The organism is Blautia luti, assembly GCF_013304735.1.
Lineage (GTDB): Bacteria > Bacillota > Clostridia > Lachnospirales > Lachnospiraceae > Blautia_A.
The window spans coordinates 1-17,792 of sequence record NZ_JAAITI010000001.1; the positions used below are offsets into that span (position 1 = coordinate 1).

General features: G+C 41.8%; 17 protein-coding genes and 1 pseudogene. 6 read left to right on the forward strand and 12 right to left on the reverse strand.

Annotated elements, in window-relative coordinates:
* Nucleotides 1–522: hypothetical protein (locus G5B06_RS00005; protein WP_173771079.1), on the forward strand; the 522-nt coding region annotated here is incomplete at its 5' end.
* 105 nt (nucleotides 523–627) lie between these two features.
* Here the strand turns inward: G5B06_RS00005 and G5B06_RS19540 are convergent.
* The 3 genes and pseudogenes from G5B06_RS19540 to G5B06_RS00015 all read right to left on the reverse strand — a co-directional run.
* Nucleotides 628–744 (reverse strand): annotated as a pseudogene (locus tag G5B06_RS19540) (lactate utilization protein); the annotation flags it as partial.
* 25 nt (nucleotides 745–769) lie between these two features.
* The gene (locus G5B06_RS00010) at nucleotides 770–2,827 is read right to left on the reverse strand and encodes a hypothetical protein (RefSeq protein ID WP_173762684.1); all 2,058 of its coding nucleotides are present in this window, start codon (nucleotides 2,825–2,827) and stop codon (nucleotides 770–772) included.
* A gap of 26 nt (nucleotides 2,828–2,853) precedes the next feature.
* Complete coding sequence (locus G5B06_RS00015) at nucleotides 2,854–3,231, reverse strand: response regulator (RefSeq protein ID WP_294411316.1); 378 nt, start codon at nucleotides 3,229–3,231, stop codon at nucleotides 2,854–2,856.
* A gap of 225 nt (nucleotides 3,232–3,456) precedes the next feature.
* On the opposite strand from G5B06_RS00015, the gene G5B06_RS00020 reads away from it, so the two are divergent.
* Both G5B06_RS00020 and G5B06_RS00025 read left to right on the forward strand, forming a co-directional pair.
* A complete protein-coding gene (locus tag G5B06_RS00020; protein WP_148445086.1) occupies nucleotides 3,457–4,164 on the forward strand; it encodes a LytR/AlgR family response regulator transcription factor in 708 nt (235 codons plus the stop codon).
* Between the two features lie 11 nt (nucleotides 4,165–4,175).
* Nucleotides 4,176–5,495: a sensor histidine kinase gene (locus tag G5B06_RS00025; RefSeq protein ID WP_148445085.1), complete on the forward strand. Its 1,320-nt coding sequence runs from the start codon at nucleotides 4,176–4,178 to the stop codon at nucleotides 5,493–5,495.
* A gap of 58 nt (nucleotides 5,496–5,553) precedes the next feature.
* Here the strand turns inward: G5B06_RS00025 and G5B06_RS19545 are convergent, their stop codons facing one another.
* From G5B06_RS19545 to G5B06_RS00050, 5 genes are all read right to left on the reverse strand, one after another.
* Nucleotides 5,554–5,772, reverse strand: coding sequence for an ATP-binding protein (locus G5B06_RS19545; protein WP_243111665.1), 219 nt, complete (start codon nucleotides 5,770–5,772; stop codon nucleotides 5,554–5,556).
* 129 nt (nucleotides 5,773–5,901) lie between these two features.
* Nucleotides 5,902–6,411, reverse strand: coding sequence for a nucleoside-triphosphatase (locus tag G5B06_RS00035; RefSeq protein ID WP_227190589.1), 510 nt, complete (start codon nucleotides 6,409–6,411; stop codon nucleotides 5,902–5,904).
* Between the two features lie 34 nt (nucleotides 6,412–6,445).
* A complete protein-coding gene (locus tag G5B06_RS00040; protein WP_173762686.1) occupies nucleotides 6,446–7,345 on the reverse strand; it encodes a class I SAM-dependent methyltransferase in 900 nt (299 codons plus the stop codon).
* A gap of 24 nt (nucleotides 7,346–7,369) precedes the next feature.
* On the reverse strand, nucleotides 7,370–8,155 hold the full coding sequence (locus tag G5B06_RS00045; protein ID WP_118699498.1) for an ABC transporter ATP-binding protein: 786 nt from the start codon (nucleotides 8,153–8,155) through the stop codon (nucleotides 7,370–7,372).
* A gap of 3 nt (nucleotides 8,156–8,158) precedes the next feature.
* The gene (locus G5B06_RS00050) at nucleotides 8,159–9,202 is read right to left on the reverse strand and encodes a FecCD family ABC transporter permease (RefSeq protein ID WP_148445083.1); all 1,044 of its coding nucleotides are present in this window, start codon (nucleotides 9,200–9,202) and stop codon (nucleotides 8,159–8,161) included.
* 171 nt (nucleotides 9,203–9,373) lie between these two features.
* Here G5B06_RS00050 and G5B06_RS00055 point away from each other — a divergent pair, with 171 nt between their 5' ends.
* Nucleotides 9,374–10,501: an ABC transporter substrate-binding protein gene (locus G5B06_RS00055; protein WP_148445082.1), complete on the forward strand. Its 1,128-nt coding sequence runs from the start codon at nucleotides 9,374–9,376 to the stop codon at nucleotides 10,499–10,501.
* Nucleotides 10,502–10,591: 90 nt separating this feature from the next.
* Here G5B06_RS00055 and G5B06_RS00060 read toward each other — a convergent pair whose 3' ends face one another.
* From G5B06_RS00060 to G5B06_RS00075, 4 genes are read right to left on the reverse strand one after another with little or no spacing between them, the layout of a single operon-like run.
* Nucleotides 10,592–11,452 (reverse strand): TylF/MycF/NovP-related O-methyltransferase, encoded by an 861-nt coding sequence (locus G5B06_RS00060; protein WP_118699501.1) that lies wholly within the window; start codon nucleotides 11,450–11,452, stop codon nucleotides 10,592–10,594.
* Nucleotides 11,449–12,474, reverse strand: coding sequence for an XdhC family protein (locus G5B06_RS00065; RefSeq protein WP_118699502.1), 1,026 nt, complete (start codon nucleotides 12,472–12,474; stop codon nucleotides 11,449–11,451). The genes G5B06_RS00060 and G5B06_RS00065 overlap by 4 nt, the downstream gene beginning before the upstream one ends.
* A gap of 27 nt (nucleotides 12,475–12,501) precedes the next feature.
* The gene (locus G5B06_RS00070; RefSeq protein ID WP_148445079.1) at nucleotides 12,502–13,575 is read right to left on the reverse strand and encodes a histidine phosphatase family protein; all 1,074 of its coding nucleotides are present in this window, start codon (nucleotides 13,573–13,575) and stop codon (nucleotides 12,502–12,504) included.
* Nucleotides 13,568–14,497, reverse strand: a complete 930-nt coding sequence (locus G5B06_RS00075; protein WP_173762688.1) for an NTP transferase domain-containing protein — start codon at nucleotides 14,495–14,497, stop codon at nucleotides 13,568–13,570. Before G5B06_RS00075 ends, G5B06_RS00070 begins: the two co-directional genes overlap by 8 nt.
* A 166-nt stretch (nucleotides 14,498–14,663) precedes the next feature.
* Here G5B06_RS00075 and G5B06_RS00080 point away from each other — a divergent pair, with 166 nt between their 5' ends.
* Nucleotides 14,664–14,924 carry a hypothetical protein gene (locus tag G5B06_RS00080; RefSeq protein ID WP_173762689.1) on the forward strand — a complete coding sequence of 87 codons (261 nt, stop codon included), beginning with the start codon at nucleotides 14,664–14,666 and terminating at the stop codon, nucleotides 14,922–14,924.
* Between the two features lie 37 nt (nucleotides 14,925–14,961).
* On the forward strand, nucleotides 14,962–17,724 hold the full coding sequence (locus G5B06_RS00085; protein WP_118699506.1) for a molybdopterin-dependent aldehyde oxidoreductase: 2,763 nt from the start codon (nucleotides 14,962–14,964) through the stop codon (nucleotides 17,722–17,724).
* Nucleotides 17,725–17,792 lie beyond the last annotated feature (68 nt).

Sequence of the window (17,792 nt, forward strand, 5' to 3'; positions counted from 1 at the left end):
TATGATCTGAGTAATAAAACAGTAGAAATCACATTAAAGAATCTTACGGAGGAAGAAGATTATGATAAGACAGTCATTACAGATGGAACATGGGACTTTAAATGGACCTTGGGTGCAGTAAAGCCTCAGACAACTCTGGAAGTGAACCGGAAATGTGATTTTGGAGGTTATGAAATCACAGTGAAAAAAATGGAAGTAACGCCCCTTTTATGGTCATTATATCTTGATTATGATGAAGCTATGAAGGTGTATGAAGATGAAAAAAACAAATTTGAGTACGCAGGTACGGACTATGGCATGGATCTTTATGCCAGAACTAGTATTGACCAGGTGCGTTATAAAGATGGAACGGTTTTAACACTTGATAGGACCATGGGAGGCATCGCTGGCGGTGGAGAAAAACAGGATAAGGAAAATGGTGTCCTGATCATCAGAAACAGCTTTCCGCAACTGGTTGATGTAGATAACCTGCAGGCGGTACATTTTGGGAACATTGACCAGTGGCTTGAAGTGCGGGAATAGGAATGTGCTGATAACCACTGAAATTTAAGGAGTCAACAACATATGATAAGAAGCCGGAAAATCAGTTTTTCATTACTGATTTTCCGGCTTCTTGTAGTTGTCAAATCAATATCCAAGTGTGTCGTTAACGAGGATCACGTGGATTCTGTCAGTGTGTCTGGAGAATCTGGTAATCAGGAACTGGCAGCAGATAGTATCCATGGATTTGCAGTCAAAGCATTTGGGATACTCCCGATACAAGTTTTGTTTATGCGTTTCCAAGTACAGCTGAGATTTTAATTTCTTTTTCCTCTTCGCAAAGATCAAACGCTTCATTATCCTGTACGGTAAAGTGAACTTCGTATAATATATTGTCAGATAAAGTATCTGGTGTTTCACCAGCTTCTGTCTGAATATGCCACAATTCTGCAGGGACCTCTTTTAAAGAACCATCTGTTTCATAGGAATAAAGTTTAAGACTTCCAGTTTCTCCGGATATACCCTTCATACGCAGAGCAACCGTAGTATTTGGATGAACATTTTCAACTGTGACAGTATTCAGCCATCCTGTTACAGTTCCCTGTCCGCCATCAGCCTCAAACTTATCCTGACTTAAAACGTTTCGGTTAGCCTTGTCCAGATTGACTTTACGATAAGGCATTTCCGGAAGATATACAAATCGATCCTGTAATCTCAGAAGTTCAAGATATCCGGTTGGACAATAGAGGGCATTTCCACTGTTTCCTGCATACATGCCAATCGCCATGTTATTATATCCAGGTTTATTTGATACATTCATCGTGAACACAGTTTTACCGGTCTCAAAATCAAGCATAATATACTGCCACATGCTGGTTTCCATATCCTGAACATAACCGTAAATGTATCCGGTCGCGGTAGAAAGCTTCAGCATAGAAGTGTCAGAGAGATCACTTCTGCACCAGATGCTCTTCATTTCATAACCATCATCTGTTTTTATTGTATCTACGCGTTCCACACCAGGAGCAATCATGCTGTTTCCCTGTCTTAACCAGTTTACATCATAAATATTTTCATAGCTCTGTATGGATGAGTCGCTGTCTTCTTTCCCAAGGTTGGCACTTCCAGCACCAAACCAGTTGCACACGATCGTACTTACTGTTCCGGATCCGTTATCGTATACGATTGCTGAGTTTTCAACAGATACCTGTACATCCTCAGGAAGTTCATCGATGACTGGCATGGTTGCCATTGTTTCACCGGTTTTCATGTCCAGTGCAAGCAGATTTACCGGGTTCTGGTTGTCTGTAAACATAACAAGATCCTTTGTCAAAGATGGGGAACATCCACTTCCCCATGCAAGACAGCCACCGGTTGTAGAATCTCCTTCTTTGCTCTCTTTGGCACCGACACTTTCATAAGCAGTCTGCCATACTTTATTTATTCCATTATCTGCCTGGAACAGATAACAGTTTGTATTTGTAAGGATTACAGCGCCATCTTTTGAAGCAGAAATTCCGTTTTCTGCACCTTCACCAGGAGTTAATTCGTATACAAATACGGCATCTGACAGGTTTATTTCTTCACCGTTCAGAATAGAATCAATGGCCGCCCGGGAAATATAACCAACTGCCCCTTGCTGTTTTCGATCAGGATAAATACGGAATCCACCTGTTGCAAACCACAGATTTCCATCATAATCAAATACGACAGAAAGAAGATTCTGATCCAGTGTTTTTCCAAGTTTTTCTTCGGCAGCTGCTTTTATATCAATATCAAGTACCTTTTCAAATTCAGGAAGGACATTACCTTCGTCATCAGTTGCCTTCAGCATAAGAACATGATTGTTGCTGGTAGGACATACCAGACGGTTGCTCTCATCGACAAAGGAATAGGAACTCTGGATCATATAACCACCACCATCATGCTGTTTTGGAGAAAAGCAGCCCAGTGTCTGAGTTTCATCAGCATTGATGTCGCGAATGGCGAGTCCGCCAAGGAACGGAACTACGGCATGTCCGTAAGTGTCAAAAAAGATTGCAGGAGAAGCATTTGGATTTGTCTTCTCATAAGAAACATTGATTTCTGAATAGATATCAACAGGAAGCACTTCATCTGTAGAGTCAGTATTGTAGCAGTCATGGTGAATATTGGAATCACTTTTTGCCATATAAGGATTTTCATCCACTATTTTGGCTGTCAGAGATTTTATTGGTAATTCTGTTGATTCAGAGGTTTCGGCTGCTTCTGTTGGTATTTCATCGGCATATACGGCAGTCAGGCTGCCTCCAGATGTCATAGTGATCATTAATGCTGTCATTGCAAGGAATAAAGTTCTTTTCTTCATTCATTTTCCTCCTGAAATTATATTGTTTAAATGATTGTTTTTTTCAATCTGAACCAGGCTCTGAGACCTTCCTGGATTTCATCGTCCCTCACTGGTTCCAGAAAAAAGTATTCTACACGAAGCCTGAAAGCATGAAGTGAAAAATCTAAATTGCTGCACCAGATAATTCCACAGCCAGGAAATAAGGAGCGCAGATGTTCTGCCGCATTGAGTCCATCTATTCCAGGTAGTACAAGAAGTACAATATCTGGTACATGTGTTTGTATCTCTTTAAAAAAAACTTCCTGATTCTGATAAGTTTCAAGTAATGGAAAAAGCTTTTGATTTATGCAGTAATCATTAATTACTTTTGCGTAATGTTCCCCTTCATGTTTTAAATCAGTTAATACTGCAATACGATACACAAATCTCCTCCTTTCACCTATATTTAAAAGCATATTTAGTGGAATCAAGTAAGTTATTGTGAGGGATATTCGTTTGTTTTATTATATGAAAAGTAAGAAGAATTTCAAGAATTCTGTCACGAAACAGCAGAAAATGGCACGAATTGCAAAAACACTTTCATGGATTGGATAAAAAAATTATGCTATACTCTTTATATGTTTCAGAAACATGAAGGGGGAGCGACTATGAGAATTGCGATTGTCGATGATATAAAAGAAGAGCGTGCGGTATTGTATGGATGGCTTAGTAACCAGCTTTCAAAAAGGAATATTCCTGGTGATTTCGTTGAGTTTGAATCAGGAGAAGAATTTCTGGCGGCAGCAAAAGAACGCCCTTTTACCGTAGTGTTTTTGGATATTTATATGAATGGCGCAAATGGAATTGAAATTGCAAGAGAACTTAGAATGTCAGATTCAGATTGTTTCCTGATTTTCACTACCACATCCACAGATCATGCATTGGAAGGATTCAGAGTCAGGGCACTGCATTATCTTGTAAAACCATATAACGAAAAAGAAATTTCAACACTGCTTGATGAAATACTCTCCAGAATTCCAGATTCTGGAAAGTACATTGATGTAAAAGTGAATGGAAGTAACATACAGATCCCTTTTAAAAATATTATTTACGCAGAACATTTTTCACACATGATCCATATACACACTACGGGTGGAAAGGAGATGCTCACCCGTCAGTCTTTTGAGGCATTTACGGCTTCGCTGAAAATGGATTCTCGCTTTTATTCATGCAATAGAGGGATTGTTATCAATTTGGAGCATGCGGTTGATTTTGATGGAAGTATGTTTCTTATGGATGATGATAATAATATTCCTGTCAGTCGTAAGCTGCTTAAAAATGCAAGGCAGACTTTTATGGAATTTTTGTTTCAGTGAGGAAAATAAAAATGAGTGAAATAATGCGTCCGATATTGGAAATTGCTGTAATTATTCCGGGTATGCTTCTTGCATATCTGCCGGTAAAGGCCTGCCTGAGGCAGGCTCCTTTTAAACTTGGATTATGGATGTTTCCGCTGCTTTTGGGAATCAGCCTGTCAGGAGGTATTGTCTGTTATTATTTTCAGATTATGACTACTTTGTTTTTGATTCCTGTATTGCTGTTTCTCATGCTGCTTTATCATAAAACTCTTCAGATCTCCATTTGGAAATCCAGTAGTATTTTTCTGGCAGTCTGTGCTGTTTTTGCGTGCGTAAAAAGTCTGTCCAGGGCAGTAAATGCTATTATGATCTTTGAACCTGATATCGCAGAAAAACAATTATGGTTATGTGTGAAAGCAGGGATTTTTTATAATCTCATCTGTCTGAGCTTTGTATTGATTGCATGGTATCCTGCCACGCATATGGTACGGATTCTGATAGCAGATGAAAATTTCGCTCAGACGTGGTATATATTCTGGATCCTGCCGTTGATTTTTATCGGATTAAATCAATTCATGGTCCCAAAATATCAGAGTACTTTATATACAGGGCAGATTTTACAGATTTACATAGTAGTCAGTATTGTTCTTTTAATAATTCTGACTCTCTTTTATGCGATATTTCTTATGATGGCATTAAGTCTGAATAAAAATGCAAGGCTTCAGCAGGAAAATCATTTCCTTTCTCTGCAGCGCTCCAGATATGACAATCTTTGTGCGGCTATTGAAGAGACAAGACAGGTACGTCACGATATCCGGCATCATTATCTTCAGCTGGCTGCATTGGCAGAAAAAGGTGATATGGAAAAAATTAAAGAATATCTTTCCAGTGCCGACAGAAAAATGCCAAGTTTTGATTTCCATTTCTGCGATAATCAGGCCGTAGACAGTATACTTGGATATTATTCGGATCATGCAAAACAAGAAGGTATTCCTTTTCTGGCACAGATTGATATTCCAGAGAATTTTGCCGGGGATGAGATGGATATATGTCTGGTGCTCTCAAACCTTCTGGAAAACGCAATAGAGGCAAGTCTGAAGACAGAAGATTCCAGAAGAAAGATTGTTATAAAGATGTATTTGCATCATACACATATTCTTCTGATTCAGGCTGAAAATAATTTCGATGCAAAGATACTGGAAAAGAATGGTGTTTTTCAGTCTACAAAACATTCGGGAAATGGAATAGGAATTCAATCCATACGCCATATCACAGAAAGAAATGGTGGTGCCAGCAGCTTTACATATAAGGATGGTGAATTTATGGCAAAAATCATGATCCGAATATAAAAGAAAGATTATCGATTGGATTGAGTTTGTGAGTAATGCAAAAAACACAGGAATATATTCATTCTGTTTCACGCATATTTATACCGTTCATCTCTAGACGACACATATGGTGCTTATTGGTGATACATGTAAGGCACGCATCAGCGTAGGTGTTATCGGCAAACATATCGAACCATGTACTGGCTGGAAATTGCGAGATACCTACAGTTGATTTCCTGCCATCCCTGGTATCAAGGACTTCAAAGAGATCCCGGTATTTATCAAGATCGAGTTCCATAAGACCGAAATCATCAATCACAAGCAGCTCCAGTTTGGTCAGAACACTTTCGCATGATGCTCTGCTTATTCTGCTGGATGAACCGACCAGTAATCTGGACAGCCTGAATGAAACAGTGATCCTGAAGGCTCAAAAATCCGACAGAATATGCTCACACAAAGAGGAATTATTTCGGTTGCTTTCGGAAAGTGTAATTATCTCGACATTTGGATGATTTACTATTTCAGGCCAGCAGGCTTCTGCAGGTTCCTGTAAGACGCCAAGAACAGGAATCTGTCCATCAAGAAGATGTAAGATTTCCTCACGGAATAAAGCAGCTTTTGCCTCATGTGGACCAAGCTCATCCATAATGAGCAGGGAACAGTCAGAACACATGGAAAGAATCCTGCAACCAAGACAATTGAAAGTATCTGCAGTATGCTCATTGGCTTTTCCGCACACAAACAGAAGATTCTGTTCATTTGGATCTCTGGATTCTGTCAGATGATACATATGGACAGAATACTGATCTCCCAGATATTCTTTTGTCCGTACGGTCAGAAATCCGTCTGCAGTTCCCTGGTAATTCTTTAATATTTTTTGAAGCAACGTAGATTTACCAATCTGTTTTTTTCCGGTTAAAAATATATGTCGAGCCATATCAGAATTCCTTTTTATTTTGTAGTAATACCGATTATTTTGCCATGCTATCATTTATGACAGTTCTGTAATCAGGTCGAACTGTTTTGTTTCGAACATCCCAGAGAATTCTTCCATAAGCGGAATGTGTGACTTCTTTGATTTGTCCGTCTTCATTTAAATGGGTGTGAATCCAGTCGGTGATCTTATGTACATTTTCCAGTGTGTGTTCCTCAGATGGAAGCATGTGTTCCATAAGAAAGTCAATGTATTGTTCGTCCGGAGTTACCCAGGTTTCGCGGTGAGATTTTTCATAGCTTGTTTCAGGATCATAGCCAAGTAAAAATAATATATTAAAAAGAGAGAAAAACCATCGACCATTCCACTGAGGCGTTAGTTGTCGGCCAAATACATCCTGCATGATCTGTTCCCGGAGTAAGTTCCGTCTTTCAAGATGTGTGGTGTTACAGCACCATGCCCGGCTCATTTCAATGGACTTCATCAGTCCGTTCATACCATGGAGTGCGGGGGTCATTGAACTGAATACAAGATCAAAGGCATGTTTATAACCTGCTTTTTCGATATCTAATTTTTGAAAGTCACATACATAAAGACAGGCATTACTTAATCCTTCTTTTTGAATATGTTCCATTCCGTGTGAGATCATTTTGTCGGAGATATCAAGTCCGACTACTTTATGTACGTGCCTGGCAAAGGCAGCAACAAAACGGCCGGGTCCGCATCCGATATCTGCCACATCATAATTTTTGTCAAGAAGTCCCTTTTGTTCGAGATAATTTATTGCACTGACAACACGTTCATTTCCTTTTTGATTCTTTTTGCGTGCATTTTCCCAAAATTCTGCACGTCTGTTCCACATTTCTACCGACTGCTCATTCATATCTGCAGACTGAGATTCCTGCAGAGAAATAAAGTAATCCAATACAGAATTCATTTAAGCTCCTCCCTGAAAACTGCTTCATGAATTATTTACAGGTAAACAGATGGTCCGTTCACATCCGTAACGGTCATGTGCTGTTATAACATCCATTTCAATATCATATACGGATTGTAGTGTTTCAGATGTAATGACCTCCTTGGGAGTGCCGAATCCAACGACTTTTCCTGTTTTCATGAGGAGAACCTTAGTACCGACAGAAAAAGGGTGCTCAGGGCTGTGTGTCGACATGATAATGCAGTATCCCTGACGGGCAAGTCCTGAAATTACATTCATGAGAAGCTGATGATTTGCATAATCCAGATTTGCTGCCGGCTCATCCATGATAAAGATTTTTGCAGACTGACAGATGGCCCGGGCAATTAAAACCAATTGTCGCTGTCCGCCACTTAAAGATGTATATTTCTTGTTGGCAAGATGCAGTGCATTTACTTTTTCCAATGCAGAGAAAGCAGCCTCACGGTCAGGTTCTTTTGGGGTTTCAAAAGCCGAAAAATGGGAAGCACGTCCCATAATTACGACATCAAGAACGGTATAGGCAAATACGGGGGAATGGTATTGAGGAATATAGGCGATCATATTTGCCAGTGCCTTCGTTGTAAAGTCATGAATGTTTTTTCCGTCAATGGCTATTTTTCCATCAGTAACAGGAAGGGTTCCCAGCATCATGCGGAAGAGAGTTGTTTTTCCGCAGCCATTAGGGCCAAGCAGGCAAAGTACATCACCATAGTCGGCATTGCAGCTGATACCTTTTAAAACATCTCCATTTCCGTAACCGCCAAAAACATTTTCTATTGTCAGAAGCATAAACTATGCACGCTCCCTTCGTTTGATAATAAGATAGATAAAAAATGGAGCACCCATGATGCTTGTAACAACACCAAGTGGAAGTTCCATGGATAAAATGGAGCGGGCAATGTCATCAACCAGTATCAGATATCCGCCGCCAAGCATAGCGCTTGCAGGTATCAGTCGGTTATAATCCACGCCTACCAGTGCGCGTGCCAGATGTGGAATCATTAATCCCACCCATCCGATCAGGCCGCCAAGGCAAACAGCTGCAGCACTGAGTAGGGTTGAAGCAATGATAAAAATCAGACGATATTTACGAATATTTATTCCAAGACTTCTGGCTTCTTCTTCATCTAAAGTGAGCAGATTGATCTGCCAGCGAAAAATAAAGATCATACTTAGTCCAATGATCATTGGAATGACACTCCATACAAAAGAATTCATAGTAGTCTTGGTCAGACTGCCCATGAGCCAGAAGGTGATCTGTTGAAGAACGTCATTGGGATCTGCAATGTATTTGATCATGGTTACGCCCGCATTGCAGAGTGACATGATCATAGTTCCTGTCAGTACAAGACTGAGTGTGTGAGAGTGTGCAGACTTTCGGCTGATGAGGTAGGATGCGGCAACTGCAATCACACCGCCTGCAAAAGCAGAAAGCTGAATCACCCAGTTTGAAGCTCCGTTTAAAATAGCAAAAGCAGCACCAAGACTGGCACCGGATGAAACACCAAGGATGTCCGGAGATACCAGCGGATTGCGAAACATTCCCTGATAAGTGGAACCTGCTACTGAAAGGGAAACTCCAATAAATAAAGCGGAGAGGATACGCGGCAGACGGATATTCCAGAATATGGTAGCTGCCTGCGGCAAAATATCTCCCTTATAACCAAATTTTGATAAAAATGCTTTCAGTACCTGAGAAGGCGTAAGCGGATAATATCCGACTCCAAAGGAAAGTATTATAATTATAAATAAAATTACCAGCATAACTGTCAGTAACAGACGATGATGTTTTCGCTGGGTGGTATTTATTTCTTTAGCGTTATCTGTCAAATTCATGATCACTCACCTTGTGTAACTTGACTAACTGAGTTTATGGCGCTATACTCAGAAAAAAGCGAATTGCTTTTGAAAACTATTCGCATATATATTATAATGCGAAAAAGTTGTATAGTCAATTTAATAAACGTCAAATCTGACTGAATATGGAGAAAAGAAGGGAGAGAATTTATGAACAAAAAGCACAGACATCTTTTGGCGTTGCTGTTATGCTTCGTGATGACAGTCAGCCTTTTTGCAGGTTATTCGGAAACAAAAGCGGCTTCGGAAGAGACAACACAGAGTGAGGAGCAGACTGAAACACAGGAAACCGGGGAAACACGTGAGATCACAGATATGGCTGGAAGAAAGGTTACTGTCCCGGCAGCAGAAGATATAGAATCTGTTTTTTCGACAGGCCCGGTTGCTGCAATTTTTATGTATATGGTTGCACCTGATAAACTTCTGGGATGGAATTATGAATTAAATGACGTTGAGAAGTCAATTATTCTGGAAAAATATCATGATCTTCCGAATTTTGGAATGGGAGATGCGATCAATTATGAAGCTGTAATTGCTGCTAATCCTACAATTGCACTTAATTGTGGCAAAATCAATGATGCAATGGTTTCTGACTGTGATACGTTATCGAAAAGTCTGGGAATCCCGGTTATTGCAGTGGATAACGAACTCAATAATTCGGCAGAGGCGTTTCGATTTATGGGTGAACTTCTTGGCGTAGAGGATCATGCAGAAGAGCTTGCTGAGTATTCAGAGAAGATATTTACAGATATTGCTTCACTTGCGGATATCCCGGAAGACGAGAAGGTCAGTGTATATTTTGGCAATGGAGAGGATTCTCTGGAAACTGCACCTAGAGGATCTCAGCATGCACAGATCCTTGATGCGGTCAATGTAACCAATGTTGCAGATCTGGAACTTGGAGACGGATCTCGCGTTCAGATTTCAGCTGAACAGCTTCTTGCGTGGAATCCAGATGTGATCGTTGTAAATGGTGAACCAAAAGCAGACAAAAGCGGAAACTCTGCAGCAGAAGATATTCTGAGCAATCCAGACTACGCTTCGTTAAAAGCGGTACAGGATAACAAAGTTTATGGAACTCCAAATGCACCGTTCAGCTGGGTGGATCGTCCGGCCGGACCCAATCGTCTGATTGGTATGCGTTGGCTCTCCGCAGTGGTTTATCCAGAATACATCAAATGTGATGTTAATGAAGAAATACGTGAGTTTTTTAATCTTTTCTATCATGTTGATCTATCTGATGAACAGTTGGAAAATGTTCTTAAAGGAACTTTATAAATGTCAGGCAGAGACGTGGAATAAGACTATACAATGAGATAAAAATCTCCGGTTCAGAGTGAACCGGAGATTTTGGCATATTAAGAAAAGTCATATCTTACGAAGTATTGCACTTCCATGCAGATCACATACAGGATCTGCGAAGAGATGGTTTTTCTGACAGAATTCATCAACAGCTTTTTTGCAGCCGGAGAACTGTGTGCTGTACACATCATGGATCAGGAGAACTCCGCCTGTAGAAAGGCGTTCATAAAACAGTGGAAGCGCAGCGGCAGTCGGAGCGTAGAGATCAGCATCCAGAGATACGAAACAGAAATCTGCATCTGTAATATCGGCAAAAGTATCCGGAAACCATCCTTTATGGATTACAGTCCGTGCAGGATCAGGCATAATGCGAAGAACAGAGTCAACATCAGTAGAAGAGAAATCACCTGTTCTGGCACGGGACAGATTACAGGAGGTCTCTATTGCCACATCTTTTTCTGAAAATCCCTCAAAAGTATCAAAAAGATGGATTTTGCGATCTGGAAAGGCAGCACTGATCAGGGAAGAAAATTCACCCTGAAAAACACCGAGTTCGGCAACATCTCCCGAAATATTTAACTGATAGATCTGCTCTGATAAGAGACGCATAACAGCAATCCGTGCATCGAACATGCGAAGGGCAGATGGATCACAAAATGGTCCGTGATAACCTAAGCTTTCCATCTGTTTTCTCATAGAGTTACGTCGTTCTTCATCTAATACACCCAGGATGATCAGATCCGGAAGAAGTGCAGCTGCATCATCTGGCGAACAGACAGGAACATGGCCAATATGCTGTCCATGCTTCCGGGAATCATTATCGGCAAAGCACAAAAGTTTACAGGAACTGCCAAGTAGTCTTGCAGTCATCTGTCCAATCTGTCCGGCACCAAAGATTACAGTTCGATATACAGGTTTTGTCATCATTTTGCGGCAGCCTTTCTGTCGGCACGAACCTCGATCATCTGTCCTGTGATGGAGATTGCTATTTCAGCCGGTGTTTCTGCTTTAATCTCAAGTCCTACAGGAGAGACAATCCGTTCCAGTTCTTGTTCAGTAACATCGTACTCTTCCACAAGCTTGCGGAAAACAGCAGCTTTTTTTGCACGGCTTCCGATAACCCCGATATAACATGCTGGTGTGGCAAGAAGCTGTGCCTGTACGATTGTGTCATAAGCATGCCCACGTGTCATCACGCAGCAGTAATCTGCATCTGTGACAGAGATACTCTGGTCCAGATGATTAAAATCACAAAGTATCGTTTCAACTGCATCCGGGAAAAGCACAGGATCAATAAATTCCGGGCGGTCGTCCAGAACGACACAGCGGAAATCAACACTTGCTAATATTGGTACAAGCTTTTGCGAAACATGTCCACCACCAAATACATAGACAGTTCCGGATGTGCCTATTTGTTCTGAAAACAAATCATAATCATCACCGCGATAACGGCATGGCTGTGCAGATAAGGACGATAATATGGATGAAGGAACAGCGGCATTTCCGATCAGGCCATAAGAAGGGCTGTAAAGACTCATGCCGGAGGTTGTCTTAAGATCACAGATCAGCCAGAAATCCTTTCGTTCCTCGTATGATTTTGCGGCAGTTTCTGTAATCTCTGAAATAACCGGATCATTATGATCAAGATACTGGAAAAAGACGGTAACATCACCACCACAGATCATACCGATATTCTCAACATCCTTACGGTTCAGTCGGAATTCATGTTCGCAGGATTCTTTTTTCTCAAGAATATCCTGAGCCATAAGTTCAGCACGATACTCGACAGCGCCGCCGCCGATAGTGCCTGCAATTCTACCGCTTTTTCCGATCAGCATGCGGGATCCGGCACCTCGTGGAGTCGATCCTGATGATGCTGTGATGGAAGCAAGCACAAGGTCATTTCCCTCCAGAAATTGCTGTTTTATTGTCTGAAATAATGTTCTCATATAAAAAACCTCCGGTAATTTTGTATGTTAAAGTGTTATGTAACAGATGGATTGTATCATATCCTGCAGCGCGCGAGCCTGCTTTAACTGGCGTTCGTGTGATTTCATCGCTTCCGGACTTTTGCATTTATGCAGATTGTCAGCAAATCTTTTTTCGATAGATACACGCTGTGTTTCCTCAATCAGTTTATCAGCCAGAAAAACAATAGCCGTTTCATCCAGTTTTGTTTCTTTTAAACCATGATGCTGTGAAATGATCTGGCTGATTTCGGGATAACCTAATTGTAAGAAAAGGTCACCGCCTGTTTTTGTGTGATGTTTCTGAAGTCTTGCAATATCATGCAGAAGCGCACCGGAGCGGATGAGCTGCTGATCAAAAAGATATCCATGAACTTTAAGTATATCACATAAACGGCAGGCCAGTTCCGTAACGGCATCGCTGTGAGCCTGTACATGCTGCGGGAGATCAACAGAATTCCTGAGCATCCGACATAATTCATCATTCAAAACAGGATGCGGCAATATGTAATGTGAATCAGATAAGGCAGCATTTCCCTCTGCATCTACTCTTAGATGATAATAAGAGCCGCATGGAAGCCGGAACTTCTGTATGTCAGATATTTCCGGATAAAGCATCCATAAATAAAAAGAGATCACATCCGTATGAGCGACAACCGCAATATTACTGTCCGAAGAATGAAGAATCCTGGAAATCGCCTGTGAAAAGCGTGTACCGGATTCCAGAGGAGTCTCTGCTCCTGGAATCGGACATTCCGGATTTTTGCCACGTGCCTCATAAATCGCCGGCCATTTTTGACGTATTTTATCAAAAGAAAGGCCGTCCCACGATCCAAGATTTCGTTCTGACAGTTCGGAAACAGTCAGATGTGGAAGGGCAGGTGCTATATGACTGGCTGTATCGACAGCCCTTGATAAAGGACTGCAGTATATTGCAGAGATCTTATCGGACAGTTCCTCGTGCAAAAGGACTGCCTGTAAGTGTCCAAGCATGGATAAAGGCAGGTCAGTCTGTCCGATACAATAAGAATGTTCATCCGGATATTGTGGCTTTCCGTGTCGTATCAGATAAAGATCACGCATTAAAAAATCCTCTGAAACAATTTTCAAATATTTTTTCTGAACAGTTTCGTGTTTCTTCTGAAAAACGCGCATATCGTTTCAGAAACTCTTCACCGTATGGTGTCAGTTCACTGTGACTTCCGTTTACACCGCCCTGGCTTCTGCTGATCAATGGTTCGTGAAGTTGCGATTCCAATGTACGGATCAGATTCCAGCTGGTGGAATAGGAAATGTGCATATGCTCACAGGCATCGCGGACAGAGCCTGTTTCATGGATCAGCGTCAGAAGCGAATAAAGCTGTTCATCAAAGAATACTTTTTCGCGAGCCAGCTGAATGTGGATTTCTGAACGGATCAGACTCTGGTTGTGTGCATGGAGAAGCTCGGCATAATCCTCTGGTGTGTCGGCATCGTGAATGATTCCGGGATCCTCCACATTCAGAAAATACATGGGTGTGCCGCAGTGCTCTACAGCACCTTCAAGACCTGAATTGCCGTCATCTTTCAGGATGGAATCAATAAGTGAGGAACGGAGCAGGATCGGGTGACCGGGTTTACCCTCACAGACCGGAGTTACAAGAGGATGGTCTGCGGAGAGCATTTGAGTGACAGTCCGGGCTGTAAACAGTGGAACGTCCACAGGGGTAAAGAGCACTGTATCAACCTTGTCTTTCAGATACTCCAGTCCGATCCGGACAGAATCAAACATATGAGTTGTTGCATAGTCTTCGTTTCGAAGAAAGATTACATTATTGGAGGCAAGATGGCGCTCCAGCACATCTGCCTTATATCCTGTTACCACAACTACTTTAGAAATCCCGGCCTGCCGGAAATTATTGATCACTCGCTGGGCAATGGAAATGGATCCAAGCTGAAGCATGGGTTTAAAGTCTCCCATTCGTGATGATTTTCCGGCAGCAACAATCAAGGCACCTGTCTGCATGATAGTCACCTCCTTAAAGGCATTGTATAAAATTGATACTATTATATCATAAAAAAAGAAAATTGTGTGAAAATAGCCAAATTTTATTTAATTGTAATTTGCAATATTGTAAAAAAGCATGATAGAATGAATATATACATAATGATGTGGACAGGAGAACTTTTTCATGGATAAGATTTTTGAAATTACCGCAAAAGAAGTTACCATACAGGTAAAAGATGAGCGTACGGGAGTTGAATACAGCCGGACACTTCCGATGGATTATTACGAAAATGCAAATGTATTAAAACTCAGCGGTGAGAATCTGGATGGAAGCAGTTCTTCCATTGTTTTCTATTCTGCCAGAGGAATGGAAAGACTCAAAGATCTGACGGGCAAGGGTGCGGATCATGATACATGCGGAACACATAAGCCGGAAGATCAGTAACATAATAGGGACATTTTTTTAACAGGAGGGATCCAAGATGATCAAAAAGACATTGAAGATCAATGGTGTTGAGAGAATCCTTATTCTTGATAAGGATGAAACACTGGCACAGGTTCTCCGTAATCATCTTCTTCTTACGGGATGTAAGATTGGCTGCGGTGAGGGCCATTGTGGAGCTTGTAACGTAATTATGAACGGAAAAGTTACAAGATCCTGTATCTATAAGATGAGTCGTGTTCCGGATAATGCAGAGATTACAACCATTGAAGGTGTGGGAACAATTTCTGATATGCATCCGATCCAGGTTGCCTGGATGGCATACGGATGTGCACAGTGTGGTTTCTGTTCTCCAGGTTTCATTATCTCAGCGAAGGTTCTTCTTGACAATAATCCAAGCCCGACTCGAGAAGAAGTAAGAGAATGGTTTAACAAACAGCGTAACCTTTGTCGCTGTACCGGTTACAAGCCGCTCATCGATGCAACTATGGCAGCAGCAAAAGTTATGCGTGGCGAGATGACAAAAGAGGATCTTGTTTTTAAACAGACCGGTGATTCTATTGTTGGTACAAATTATATTCGTCCATCAGCAGCACAGAAGGTAACAGGTACCTGGGATTTTGGTGCAGATGATGCCTTAAAGATGCCGGAGGGAACTCTTCGTCTGGCACTTACACAGGCAAAAGTTTCTCATGCGAACATCCTCAGCATTGATACAACAGAAGCAGAAGGCATGCCGGGGGTTTTCCGTGTTATCACTGCAAAAGACATTAAAGCAGCCGGCGGAACAAACAAGATTAATGGTCTTGTAATGCTTCCGAAACACAATAAGACAGATGGATTTGAACGTCCGGTACTCTGCGATGAGAAGATTTTCCAGTTTGGTGATGCGATTGCAATCGTAGCAGCTGATACAGAAGAACATGCACGTGCAGCGGCAGATGCAGTTAAAGTTGAGATTGAAGAACTTCCTGCATATATGAATGCAATGGATGCGATCGCACCGGATGCGGCAGAAATCCATCCAGGTGTTCCAAATGCATTCTTTGAGACAAACTGTATCAAGGGACCTGATTTTGACTGGGACAGCATTCCGGATTCACAGCAGGTAGAGATCGAATCCTACTGTTCACGTCAGCCACATCTCCATCTTGAACCGGACTGTGGTTATGGCTACATTGATGAAGATGGTATGATAACAGTGCATTCCAAATCTATCGGTATTCATCTCCATATGCCGATGATCGCTGATGGTATCGGCGTTCCGATGGAGAATTTAAGAATTGTTCAGAACCATGCGGGAGGAACCTTTGGTTACAAGTTCTCTCCGACAAATGAAGCCCTGATCGGTGCAGCTGTAAAAATTCTTGAGCGTCCTGTATCTCTGGTATTCAATCAGTTCCAGAACATTACTTATACAGGAAAGAGATCTCCTGCATTTATGAATATTAAACTTGCGGCAGATGAAAATGGTAAACTCCTTGCTCTCTGGGGCAACAATTATGTGGATCATGGTCCATATTCAGAATTTGGTGATCTGCTTACCATGAGACTTTCTCAGTTCACAGGCGCTGGTTATGGAATCAATTCTATCCGTAACAAATCTACAACAGTATTTACTAACCATGCATGGGGATCTGCTTTCCGTGCTTACGGTTCTCCGCAGTCCTATATGGGATCTGAGATCGCAATTGATGTTCTGGCAGCAAAGATGGGAATCGATCCGTTTGATATGCGTGAAATGAACTGTTACAAGGAATCTGAAGGAACCACGATCCCGACAGGTTATCCGCCGGAAGTATATTGTGAGGAAGCACTGTTCAAGACTGCACGTCCGTTGTATGAAGCAGCTAAGAAACGTGTTGCCGAGAAGAATGCAGCTTCTGATGGCAAGATAAAATATGGTATCGGTGTATCTCTTGGTGTTTATGGCTGCGGACTTGATGGTGTTGATACATCCAATGCTTTTGCAGAACTGAATCCGGATGGAACTGTTACAATGTATGCTGCATGGGAAGATCATGGACAGGGTGCGGATATGGGCGTTCTTGTATCATCTCATGAAACACTTCGTCAGGCCGGAATCAGACCTGAGCAGATCAAACTTGTTATGAATGATACTAAGACATGTCCGAATGCAGGTCCGGCAGGTGGTTCTCGTTCACAGGTTATGTCAGGCAATGCATGCCGTCTGGCAGCAGAAAACCTTGTTGCAGCAATGAAGAAAGAAGATGGAACGTTCCGTACTTATGACGAAATGGTAGCGGAAGGTCTTGAAACAAAATATGAAGGTAACTGGGTAACAACCTTCTGTGCAGATCATCCGATCGATCAGGATACGGCACAGGGTGATCCGTTTGCAACTTATATGTACACGATTTTCCTTCCGGAAGTTGCAGTTAATACAGAAACCGGCAAGGTTACTGTTGAGAAATTTACATGTGTTGCCGATGTAGGTACGATCATGAACAGACTTCTTGTAGAAGGCAACTTCTATGGTGGCCTTGTACAGGGTGTGGGTCTTGCTCTGACAGAAGACTTTGAAGATTTGAACCACGATACCACTCTGAAAAATTGTGGTATCCCATACCCGAAGGATGCGCCGGATGATATTGAACTTCATTTCAATGAAACCTATCGTCCAAGTGGCCCTTATGGCGCTGCCGGCTGTGGTGAGGCTCCACTGGATGCTCCGCATCCTGCAATCCTGAATGCAATCTACAACGCGACAGGTGCACGTATTACACGTGTTCCTGCCCGTCCGGAAAGAGTTCTTGCAGCATTGAAGGAACTTGAGAAATAAATCATAAATCTGATTTTATCATGTGATATAATGAGGGGAGACGGTAAACTGTCTCCCCTTTAGAGACG